The organism is Glutamicibacter sp. (genome assembly GCF_050701915.1).
In the GTDB taxonomy this organism is placed as follows: Bacteria; Actinomycetota; Actinomycetes; order Actinomycetales; family Micrococcaceae; genus Glutamicibacter.
The window spans coordinates 1-10,445 of record NZ_JBOGEG010000058.1 but is presented as its reverse complement, the minus strand read 5'-3'; the positions used below and the strand labels follow the sequence as shown (position 1 = coordinate 10,445).

Annotated in this window: 9 protein-coding genes; 7 read left to right on the top strand and 2 right to left on the bottom strand. The window is 67.0% G+C overall.

Translation table 11 applies throughout. The annotated features are described in order from the left end of the window. The 6 genes from ACRDT3_RS18605 to purU all read left to right on the top strand — a co-directional run. Positions 1 to 801: serine hydroxymethyltransferase (locus ACRDT3_RS18605; RefSeq protein WP_431494406.1), on the top strand; the 801-nt coding region annotated here is incomplete at its 5' end. Positions 802 to 803: 2 nt separating this feature from the next. Then, positions 804 to 2,021, top strand: a complete 1,218-nt coding sequence (locus tag ACRDT3_RS18600) for a sarcosine oxidase subunit beta family protein (RefSeq protein ID WP_431494405.1) — start codon at positions 804 to 806, stop codon at positions 2,019 to 2,021. Between the two features lie 11 nt (positions 2,022 to 2,032). Next, positions 2,033 to 2,332, top strand: a complete 300-nt coding sequence (locus ACRDT3_RS18595) for a sarcosine oxidase subunit delta (protein ID WP_431494404.1) — start codon at positions 2,033 to 2,035, stop codon at positions 2,330 to 2,332. Further along, positions 2,329 to 5,226 carry a sarcosine oxidase subunit alpha family protein gene (locus ACRDT3_RS18590; RefSeq protein ID WP_431494403.1) on the top strand — a complete coding sequence of 966 codons (2,898 nt, stop codon included), beginning with the start codon at positions 2,329 to 2,331 and terminating at the stop codon, positions 5,224 to 5,226. The genes ACRDT3_RS18595 and ACRDT3_RS18590 overlap by 4 nt, the downstream gene beginning before the upstream one ends. Then, positions 5,219 to 5,827: a sarcosine oxidase subunit gamma gene (locus ACRDT3_RS18585; protein ID WP_431494402.1), complete on the top strand. Its 609-nt coding sequence runs from the start codon at positions 5,219 to 5,221 to the stop codon at positions 5,825 to 5,827. The genes ACRDT3_RS18590 and ACRDT3_RS18585 overlap by 8 nt, the downstream gene beginning before the upstream one ends. A 170-nt stretch (positions 5,828 to 5,997) precedes the next feature. Then, positions 5,998 to 6,858 (top strand): formyltetrahydrofolate deformylase, encoded by an 861-nt coding sequence (purU, locus tag ACRDT3_RS18580; RefSeq protein WP_431494401.1) that lies wholly within the window; start codon positions 5,998 to 6,000, stop codon positions 6,856 to 6,858. Here purU and ACRDT3_RS18575 read toward each other — a convergent pair. After that, positions 6,855 to 7,088 carry a hypothetical protein gene (locus ACRDT3_RS18575; protein ID WP_431494400.1) on the bottom strand — a complete coding sequence of 78 codons (234 nt, stop codon included), beginning with the start codon at positions 7,086 to 7,088 and terminating at the stop codon, positions 6,855 to 6,857. The genes purU and ACRDT3_RS18575 overlap by 4 nt on opposite strands. 5 nt (positions 7,089 to 7,093) lie before the next feature. Beyond that, positions 7,094 to 8,281, bottom strand: a complete 1,188-nt coding sequence (locus tag ACRDT3_RS18570; RefSeq protein WP_431494399.1) for a S8 family serine peptidase — start codon at positions 8,279 to 8,281, stop codon at positions 7,094 to 7,096. A gap of 225 nt (positions 8,282 to 8,506) precedes the next feature. On the opposite strand from ACRDT3_RS18570, the gene ACRDT3_RS18565 reads away from it, so the two are divergent. Next, the gene (locus ACRDT3_RS18565) at positions 8,507 to 10,396 is read left to right on the top strand and encodes a BCCT family transporter (RefSeq protein ID WP_431494398.1); all 1,890 of its coding nucleotides are present in this window, start codon (positions 8,507 to 8,509) and stop codon (positions 10,394 to 10,396) included. Positions 10,397 to 10,445 lie beyond the last annotated feature (49 nt).

The following is a 10,445-nucleotide window of genomic DNA, read 5'->3' as shown; positions in this document are numbered from 1 at the left end:
GAGCACCAGCCGAAGATGATCGTTGCAGGCTGGTCGGCGTACCCTCGCCAGCTGGACTTCAAGCGCTTCCGCGAAATCGCTGACAAGGTTGGCGCGTACCTGTTCGTGGACATGGCGCACTTTGCTGGTTTGGTGGCGACCGGTCTGCACCCATCGCCAGTTCCGCACGCTCACGTAGTGACCTCCACGACCCACAAGACCCTTGCCGGTCCACGTGGCGGCATCATTCTCTCGAACGATGCAGAGATCGCGAAGAAGCTGAACTCGGCAGTCTTCCCTGGCCAGCAGGGTGGCCCGCTGGAGCACGTGATCGCTGGCAAGGCGGTGGCGTTCAAGATTGCCGCTTCGCCAGAGTTCAAGGAGCGCCAGGAGCGGACGTTGGCTGGGGCGAAGATCCTGGCTGAGCGCCTGACCCAGGAAGACGTTGTTGCCAAGGGCATCAGCGTGCTGACCGGTGGCACCGATGTTCACATGGTGCTGGTTGACCTGCGTAACAGCGAGTTGGACGGACAGCAGGGCGAAGACCTCTTGGCACAGGTGGAGATCACGGTGAACCGCAACTCGGTTCCGTTTGATCCGCGCCCGCCGATGGTGACGTCGGGGTTGCGTATTGGTACTCCGGCGTTGGCGACTCGTGGTTTCTCTGAGGCTGCTTTTGGCGAGGTTGCGGAGATTATTGCGCAGGCGTTGATTGCTGGTGCTGAGGGCAATACCGCAGCGTTGCCGGAGCTGAAGGAACGTGTTCTGAAGCTCGCCGCGGCGCACCCGCTGTACCCGAACCTGAAGAAGATTGGAGAATAGCCATGGCTGATCTGCTGCCTGAGCACCCGGAATTCCTCTGGGCTAACCCGGAACCGAAGAAGTCCTACGACGCAGTGATCGTCGGAGGTGGCGGCCACGGCCTGGCTACCGCCTACTTCCTGGCCAAGAACCACGGCATCACCAACGTCGCCGTCCTGGAAAAGGGCTGGCTGGCTGGCGGGAACATGGCCCGCAACACCACCATCATCCGCTCCAACTACCTCTGGGACGAGTCGGCGGGCATCTACGAGAAGTCGCTGAAGCTGTGGGAGCAGCTGCCCGAGGACCTGGAATACGACTTCCTGTTCTCCCAGCGCGGCGTGCTGAACCTGGCCCACACCCTGGGCGATGTGCGCGAATCCGTGCGCCGCGTGGAAGCCAACAAGCTCAACGGCGTCGACGCCGAATGGCTGGACCCTTCCCAGGTCAAGGAAGCCTGCCCGATCATCAATATCGGCGATGACATCCGCTACCCGGTGATGGGAGCGACCTGGCAGCCGCGCGCCGGCATCGCCAAGCACGACCACGTGGCCTGGGCCTTCGCCCGCAAGGCCAACGAGATGGGCGTGGATATCATCCAGAACTGCGAAGTCACCGGCTTCATCAAGGACGGCGAGAAGGTCACCGGCGTGAAGACCACCCGCGGCACCATCCACGCGGGCAAGGTCGCGCTGGCCGGTGCCGGCCACTCCTCGGTGCTGGCCGAAATGGCCGGCTTCGAGCTGCCCATCCAATCCCATCCGCTGCAGGCGCTGGTCTCCGAGCTGTTCGAACCGGTGCATCCGACGGTGGTCATGTCCAACCACATCCACGTCTACGTCTCCCAGGCCCACAAGGGCGAGCTGGTCATGGGCGCGGGCATCGACAGCTACAACGGCTACGGCCAGCGCGGCGCCTTCCACGTCATCCAGGAGCAGATGGCCGCGGCCGTGGAGCTGTTCCCGATCTTCGCCCGGGCGCATGTGCTGCGCACCTGGGGCGGCATCGTGGACACCACCATGGACGCCTCGCCGATCATCTCCAAGACCCCGATCCAGAACCTGTACGTGAACTGCGGCTGGGGCACCGGCGGATTCAAGGGCACCCCGGGTGCCGGATTCACCCTGGCGCACACCATCGCCAACGACGAGCCGCATGAGCTGAACAAGCCGTTCAGCCTGGATCGCTTCGAAACCGGCCACCTGATCGACGAGCACGGCGCAGCAGCCGTCGCACACTAGGAGCAATCGCCATGATGCTGATTGATTGCCCGAACTGCGGGCCACGCAACGAGAACGAATTCAAGTACGGGGGAGAAGCCCACGTGGCCTACCCGCGCGACCCGAGCGCCCTGAGCGACAAGGAATGGTCCCGCTACCTGTTCTACCGGCAGAACAAGAAGGGCGTCTTCGCCGAACGATGGGTCCACGCCGGCGGCTGCCGCAAGTGGTTCAACGCCCTGCGCGACACCGTCAGCTACGAGTTCAAGGCCATCTACCAGGCCGGGGAAGCCCGTCCAGAAATCCAGGCCACCGAAGGAGGCACCCGATGAGCAAGCCACAGCGCCTGCCTGCAGCGCAGAGCACCCGCGCCCGCATCAACCGCGAGGAACCCCTGGCCCTGTCCATTGGCGGCGCTCAGTTCTCCGCCTTCCGCGGCGACACCGTGGCCAGCGCCATGCTGGCCAACGGGCTGCGCAAAGCCGGCAACTCGCTGTACCTGGACCGTCCGCGCGGCATCTTCGCCGCCGGGGTCGAGGAGCCCAATGCGCTGGTCACCGTCGGCGCCCGGCACGAGCAGGACATCGACGAGTCGATGCTGCCCGCCACCACCGTGGCGGTGGCCGAGGGGCTGGAGGCCACCTTGCTTTCGGGTCTGGGCGTGCTGGACCCGAGCACCGACCCGGCCTACTACGACCACGTGCACGTGCACACCGATGTGCTGGTGGTCGGTGCCGGGCCGGCCGGCCTGGCCGCGGCCCGCGAAGCCTCGCGCTCCGGGGCCCGGGTGATGCTGCTCGACGAGCGCGCCGAGGCCGGCGGCACCCTGCTGGACACCGCCGGGGAACTGATCGACGGCCTGGATAGCTCCGAGTGGATCGAGCAGGTCGCCGGCGAACTGGCGCAGGTCGGGGAAACCACGCACCTGCAGCGCACCACCGTGTTCGGCTCCTACGACGCGAACTACCTGATCGCCGCGCAGCGCCGCACCGTGCACCTGGACGGGCCGGCAGGGCCCGGCATTTCCCGGGAGCGCATCTGGCATATCCGCGCCCAGCAGGTCGTGCTGGCCACCGGCGCCCACGAGCGTCCGATCGTCTTCGAGAACAACGACCGCCCGGGCATCATGCTCGCCGGCGCGGTGCGCAGCTACCTGAACCGCTACGGCGTGCGCGCCGGGCAGAAGATCGCCGTGGCCACCACCAATGACTCGGTCTACCCGCTGGTCTCCGAGCTGGCGGCCAGCGGCGGGGTGGTTGCCGTGATCGACGCCCGGCAGAACATTTCCGCCGCCGCCGCGCAGGCAGTGGCCGACGGGGTCACCGTGATCCCGGGTTCGGTCGTGGTGGACACCGAAGCGGATGCCTCCGGCGAGCTGTCGGCCATCATGGTGGCCGAACTGGACGGGCAACGCAACCTGGGCGCACCGCAGCGCTTCGAGGCCGATGTGCTGGCAGTGGGCGGCGGCTTCAACCCGGTGGTGCACCTGCACTCCCAGCGCCAGGGCAAGCTGGACTGGGACACCGCGATCCATGCATTCGTCCCGGCCGCCGCGGTGGCCAACCAGCACCTGGCCGGTGCGGTCACCGGACGCTTCGACACCGCCAGCGCGCTGAGCACAGGGGCCGCCACCGGCGCCGCCGCGGCCAGCGCAGCAGGATTCGAGCGCATCGCCCAAGTGCCGCAGGCGGTAGCCGTGCCGGCCGGGGAAACCCGCCCGGTCTGGCTGGTGCCCTCGGCCAAGGGCGATGACGCCGCGAACTACACGGCCCACTTCGTGGACCTGCAGCGCGACCAGTCGGTAGCCGACGTGCTGCGCGCCACCGGTGCGGGCATGAAGTCGGTGGAGCACATCAAGCGGTACACCTCGATCTCCACCGCCAACGACCAGGGCAAGACCTCCGGGGTGGCAGCGATCGGCGTGATCGCCGCGGTGCTGGGCATCGAGAACCCGGCACAGATCGGCACCACCACCTTCCGCGCCCCCTACACCCCGGTGGCCTTCGCGGCCCTGGCCGGGCGCAACCGCGGGCAGCAGCTGGACCCGGCGCGCATCACTGCGATGCACTCCTGGCACCTGGCCCACGGCGCGGCCTTCGAGGATGTCGGGCAGTGGAAGCGCCCCTGGTACTACCCGCAGCCGGGGGAAACCATGGACCAGGCGGTCTACCGCGAGTCCGCCGCGGTGCGCGCTTCCGTGGGCATGCTCGATGCGACCACGCTGGGCAAGATCGAGATCCGCGGGGCGGATGCGGCCGAGTTCCTGAACCGCATCTACACCAACGGCTACACGAAGCTGAAGGTCGGCATGGGCCGCTACGGCGTGATGTGCAAGGCCGACGGCATGATCTTCGACGACGGGGTGACCCTGCGCCTGGCGCAGGACCGCTTCTTGCTGCACACCACCACCGGCGGAGCGGGGGACGTGCTGGACTGGCTGGAGGAATGGCTGCAGACCGAATGGCCCGAGCTGGATGTCGTGTGCACCTCGGTCACCGAGCAGCTGGCCACCGTCGCGGTGGTCGGGCCGAAGTCCCGCGAGGTCATCGCCAAGGTCGCCAGCTCGGTGGACGTGTCCAATGAGGGCTTCAAGTTCATGGCCTTCAAGGACGTGGTGCTGGATTCCGGGATCGAGGCGCGCATCAGCCGCATTTCCTTCTCCGGGGAGCTGGCCTTCGAGATCGCGGTGCCGGCGTGGCACGGGCTGCGCGTCTGGGAAGACGTGTACGCCGCCGGGCAGGAATACGGCATCACCCCGTACGGCACCGAAACCATGCACGTGCTGCGCGCCGAGAAGGGCTTCATCATCGTCGGGCAGGACACCGACGGCACGGTGACCCCGCAGGATGCGGGCATGGAATGGGTGGTCTCCAAGGTCAAGGACTTCATCGGCAACCGCTCCTACCAGCGGGCCGACAACCTCCGGGAAGACCGCAAGCACCTGGTTTCGGTGCTGCCGGTGGACAAGTCCCTGCGCCTGCCCGAGGGCGCCGCGCTGGTCGCCGCCGACGCGGTGGCCACCGAGGGGATCACCCCGATGGAAGGCTGGGTCACCAGCTCCTACGACTCGCCGGCGCTGGGGCGCACCTTCGGCCTGGCGCTGATCAAGAACGGGCGCAGCCGCATCGGCGAAGTGCTCAAGACCCCGTTCGGCGGCCAGCTGGTCGACGTCGAAGTCTGTGAAACCGTCCTCTACGACCCGGAAGGAAGCCGTCGCGATGGCTAGCAACACCATGATTGACAGCGAAGTACGCCGTTCCCCGGCACAGCACCTGGCCCAGGAAATGGAAGCGGCCAGCATCCCCGGACGGGTGGGCCTGCGCGAAATCGCCTTCGCCACCCAGATCTCGCTGCGCTGCGCGCCGGGCAGCCCGGGGCACGCGGCGGTGGCCGCGGCCACCGGCGTGGGCCTGCCCTCCACGGTGGGCCAGGTGGCCGGCGAGCTGCCGGGCACCGCGGTGCTGTGGCTGGGACCGGATGAGTTCCTGGCCACCAGCGCCGAGAACACCGAACTGGCCGGTGCGCTCGCCGCGGCCCTGGGCGATCAGCCGGGGCAGGTGGTGGACCTCTCGGCCAACCGCAGTGTGCTGGAACTTTCCGGCCCGGATGCGCCGCTGGTGCTGCGCAAGAGCTGCCCGGCGGACCTGCACCCGCGCGCCTTCGCAGTGAACCAGGCGATCACCACCTCGCTGGCGAATATTCCGGTGCTGCTGTGGCGCACCGGCGAGCAGAGCTGGCGGATCATGCCGCGCGCCTCGTTCACCGAGCACACCGTGCGCTGGCTGCTCGATGCCATGGCAGAGTTCGCCGGCCCGGCAGTGCCCTAGCCCGGCTTCGGGCAGCAGCCCGGAAGGCCCCGTCCTGGTTCCAGGGCGGGGCCTTCCGAGGCCAAGATGCATCGGCGCGCAAAGCAATAATCCGCCCAGTTCGTGGCGTTCGCGCACCGGCTCTGGCACAGTGCTAGTTAACCCGCTAGCCGAAAGGAAACCAAGGAATCATGAGCGAGCAAATCCGCCACGTGCTGACCCTGCAATGCCCCGAGGGAATGGGGATCGTCAATGCGGTCACCGGATTCCTGCTCAAGCACGAGCGCACCATCGTTGAGCTCAAGCAGTTCGACGACATGGCCGCCGGACGGCTCTACCTGCGCGTGGACTTCGCCGGGGACCGGCAAGCCGATCTGCTCGAGCAGATGCGCACCGAATTCGCCGGCGTGGCGCAGGAGTTCGAGATGGACTGGCAGCTGCGCGAGCGCGGGCAGAAGACCAAGGTGCTGATCATGGTCTCCAAGTACGACCACTGCCTCAACGACCTGCTCTTCCGCATGCACACCGGCGATTTGCCCATCGAGGTCGTGGCCGTGGCATCCAACCACCCGGACCACCGTTCGCTGGTCGAATGGTACGGCATCGGCTTCCACCACATTCCGGTCACCAGCCAGACCAAGCCGGAAGCCGAGGGCAAGCTGCTGGAGCTGATCGAGCGGACCGGGGCGGAGCTGATCGTCCTGGCCCGCTACATGCAGGTGCTCTCCGATAACCTGGCCACGGCGCTGACCGGCAAGACCATCAACATCCACCACTCGTTCCTGCCCTCCTTCAAGGGCGCCAAGCCGTACCACCAGGCGTGGGAGCGCGGGGTGAAGACCGTCGGGGCCACCGCGCACTACGTGAACTCCGAGCTGGACGAAGGCCCGATCATCGCCCAGCAGGTTGTGGAAGTGGACCATACCTTCGGGCCGGCCGAGCTGGTTGCCGCCGGCCGGGACTCCGAATGCAAGGCGCTGTCCAACGCGGTGCGCTGGCACTGCGAGGGGCGGGTCTTCCTCTACGGGAACCGCACGGTGATCCTGCGCTAGGAATCCGAGTCGATCGCCCGGTAGCGCTGCTGGGAATCAACCGATTCCACCGCCTCCAGGCCGCGCAGCTGCTCGGCAGCCTGCTCGCTGCCCTCGCCGATCACCTGGCCGAGGGCGGCGAGCACCTGCTTGATGTGCAGGCCGCAGGATTCCAGCTCGCCGAGCACCCCGTCCACTTGGTAGCTGGCCGAGATGGTGACGATGTAAATGCGCACCGCTGGCTCGCCCATGTCCCTCAGCTTTCGGCTCGCAGCGGGCCCTGGGTGAGGCCTGCGCCCACATCCACGGAGAACTGCTCCAGGCGCGCGGCTTCCTGCACCAGCTGGGCCCACAGTTCGCGGGCCCGCAGCCCGGTCGCTTCGGCCAGCAGCGCGGCCACGCCGGCGACATGCGGGGTGGCCATCGAGGTGCCGCTGATGGTGTTGTAGCGTTTTTCGCCCGGCCAGGCAGAATAGATATCGACGCCCGGGCCGGAGATATCCACCTGGCCGCCACGGCCCGGCAGGGTGCGCGCGGAGAAGTCCGCCACCTGCAGCTGCGAGTCCAGGGCGGCCACCGCCATGATGTACGGGCTGTTGGCCGGTGCGCCGACGAACCCCGGGTCTTGCGCGGAGCGCTGCGCGTTATTGCCGGCGGCAGCCACGATCAGGCAGCCCAGCTCCAAGGCGCGCCGGCCTGCGGTGACATAGGGCGGGTGCACGGTCTTCACGTCGGCGCCCAGGGACATGGAGATGACCGCGCACTTGTTTTCCAGCGCCCAGTTGATTCCGGCCAGGATCGTGGAGTCGGAACCCGAGCCATTGCTGCCCAGGACCTTTCCGGCAAAGATATTCGCTTCCGAGGCGACACCGTAGCCCGGTCCCTGCTGCGGATCGCGCGGACCGCAGGAGGTGCCGATGCAGTGGGTGCCATGCCCATGGCCGTCACTGGCATCCTCGCCTTCGACAAAGGACATGGCGCTGAGGGTGCGGCCGGCGAAATCCGGGTGCGCGCTGTCGAAGCCGGTATCCAGAACGGCCACGTTGATTCCCTTGCCCGTGTAGTCCGAAAGCGATGCTCCCACCGCCTGCAGGCCCCAGGTGTAATCCGCGGTGTCCGCAAAGGAGGACCGGCTCGGGGCTTCGGCGGCTTCGGGCAGGATCCGGTAGACCAGTTCCGGGACCACCGAGGCCGGCAGCCGGTGCCCGGCGCAGCGCTGGCGGAAGTCCTCCAGCTGCTCGGTGCTGCTGGAGACCACGGCAATTCCCAGCATCGGGAAGTATTCGCTGATGGAGTATCCCTGCTCGGTGAGCAGCTGGGGGAGTTCGGTTTCGCGTTGGACCCGGGCGACGCCAGGGGCGCCGGTAGCTGGCTGGTCGAAGACGAGCACATAGCGGCCCGGGACTTCAGCGGCTGCGGTGCGCAGGTGGTGGGTACTGTACATGGCTGGCTCCTTAGCTGGTTCTCCGGCAAGCGCCGGTGCGTGCTTGGCGAGTTACTCCGCACCATACCCGCTGCGCCAGACGTTTAACCAGAGGCGGTGGGGACTTTGCGCAAACTCCCATTCCCGCCGTCGCCTGCTTTTTATCGCAGATCAGCTTGCTTCTGGGCGCGCAAGCTACAAGGGTGTTAAAGCAGAAGGACCACAATGCAAGGAAGGTTGGAGACGATGACCCAGAAAATCGACGACTCGGACTCCGCGGAGTCCAACAGCGAGCTGCCAAGGCCGCTGGACGCGGAACCGGAGGCATCCCCGCATACGGCGCCGATTCCGGTGCACATGCATATTGCAGAAAATGACACCGACGCGCAGATCACCGCGAAGCTGCGCCGGCAGGGCGTGCGCCTGGGCAAGGGCGGGATCGCTCCGGCGGTCTTCTGGCCGGCGCTGGTCGTGATACTCGCGGTGGCCGTTTTCGCCATCGTGCTGCCGGATACGGCAAGCACCACGTTCAACGCGATGCAGAACTGGATCGTGTCGAACCTGGGCTGGTACTACATGCTGATCATCGGCGGGTTCGTGGCATTGGTGATCGCCATCGGCTTCTCCAAGCTGGGCCGGATCACGCTGGGCAATGACGGAGAGAAGCCTGAATTCGGGCTGTTCAGCTGGTTCGCGATGCTCTTCGCCGCCGGCATGGGCATCGGCCTGGTCTTCTACGGAGTGGGCGAACCGCTGATGTACGCCACCGTTGACCCGAAGCCCGGATGGGAAGGCACCGAAGGGGAACTGGCGGGCCTGGCCATGGCCCAGACCTTCATCCACTGGGGCCTGCATCCGTGGGCCATCTACGCGGTCATCGGCCTGGCCCTGGCCTATGCGATCCACCGCCGCGGCCGTCCGGTCTCCATCCGCTGGGCGCTGGAACCGGTGCTCGGGGACCGGGTCAAGGGCTGGCTGGGCGATGTGATCGACGTGCTGGCCATCTTCGGCACGGTCTTTGGCATCGCGACCTCGCTGGGCCTGGGCGTGCAGCAGATCAGCTCGGGACTGCAATCCATTGGGCTGGTGGATTCGGTGGACAACACGCTGCTGGTCATCCTCATCGTGGTGATCACCTTCCTGGCCACCATGAGCGTGGTCAGCGGGCTGGGCGCAGGCATCAAGTGGCTCTCGAATATCAACCTGTCCATGGCCGGGCTGCTGATGATCAGCGTGCTGCTGCTGGGCCCGACGCTGTTCCTGTTCCAGAACTTCGTGCAGTCCCTGGGCGTGTACCTGGCCAACTGGATGAACATGACCTTCGACGTCGGCGCCTTCCAGCAGAGCGAGGAAGCGCAGTCCTGGTTCTCCAGCTGGACGGTCTTCTACTGGGGCTGGTGGATCGCCTGGGCCCCGTTCGTGGGCATCTTCATCGCCCGCATCTCGCGCGGGCGCACCGTGCGCCAGTTCGTCATGGGCGTGCTGCTGGTGCCGACCATCGTCGGTTTCCTCTGGTTCTCCGTGATGGGCGGCGCGGGGCTGTACCGCCAGTTCTTCGGAGCGGGGGACATGGTCCAGGACGGGGCGGTTTCCGCCGAAGGCTCGCTGTTCCAGATCCTGCAGGACCTGCCATTGGGATCGATCCTCTCGGTGATGGCGATCCTCCTGGTGGCGATCTTCTTCATCACCTCCTCGGACTCCGGGTCGCTGGTGGTGGACATGCTGGCCTCCGGCGGGCACCCGAACCCGCCGACCTGGTCCCGCGTGCTGTGGGCGGTGCTCGAGGGCCTGCTCGCCGCGGCGCTGCTGATGGCTGGCGGACTGCAGGCACTGCAGGCCGGTTCGCTGGCCACGGCGCTGCCATTCAGCATCATCATGATCCTGATGGCGGTGGCGACCATCAAGGGGCTGCGCCACGAGAACAAGGCGCTGGAAATCATCGAGGCCAAGATCCGCCTCGAGCGGGTCACCGAGCACGTCTCCGACGAGCTGTGGGGCACGCTCGAAGACCAGCCGGAGCTGCGCCGCTACGTCGATGACCGCATCGACTACCGGGTGACGCGCACCCGCGGGGCCTTTGGCCGCCGCGAGGAGAGCGGAGCCCGGGCGCACCGGAAGAAGGACGGCGAGCGGTAGCACCCCGCGGGACGGGCGAACACCAGGAGCCGGCGAGCTGGCCGCATGC

What these genes read in the sequence shown, in the direction of transcription:
- ACRDT3_RS18600 (WP_431494405.1), top strand. Translation starts at nt 804, where the DNA reads ATGGCTGATCTGCTGCCTGAGCACCCGGAATTCCTCTGGGCTAACCCG.
- ACRDT3_RS18595 (WP_431494404.1), top strand. Translation starts at nt 2,033, where the DNA reads ATGATGCTGATTGATTGCCCGAACTGCGGGCCACGCAACGAGAACGAA.
- ACRDT3_RS18590 (WP_431494403.1), top strand. Translation starts at nt 2,329, where the DNA reads ATGAGCAAGCCACAGCGCCTGCCTGCAGCGCAGAGCACCCGCGCCCGC.
- ACRDT3_RS18585 (WP_431494402.1), top strand. Translation starts at nt 5,219, where the DNA reads ATGGCTAGCAACACCATGATTGACAGCGAAGTACGCCGTTCCCCGGCA.
- purU (WP_431494401.1), top strand. Translation starts at nt 5,998, where the DNA reads ATGAGCGAGCAAATCCGCCACGTGCTGACCCTGCAATGCCCCGAGGGA.
- ACRDT3_RS18575 (WP_431494400.1), bottom strand. Translation starts at nt 7,088, where the DNA reads ATGGGCGAGCCAGCGGTGCGCATTTACATCGTCACCATCTCGGCCAGC.
- ACRDT3_RS18570 (WP_431494399.1), bottom strand. Translation starts at nt 8,281, where the DNA reads ATGTACAGTACCCACCACCTGCGCACCGCAGCCGCTGAAGTCCCGGGC.
- ACRDT3_RS18565 (WP_431494398.1), top strand. Translation starts at nt 8,507, where the DNA reads ATGACCCAGAAAATCGACGACTCGGACTCCGCGGAGTCCAACAGCGAG.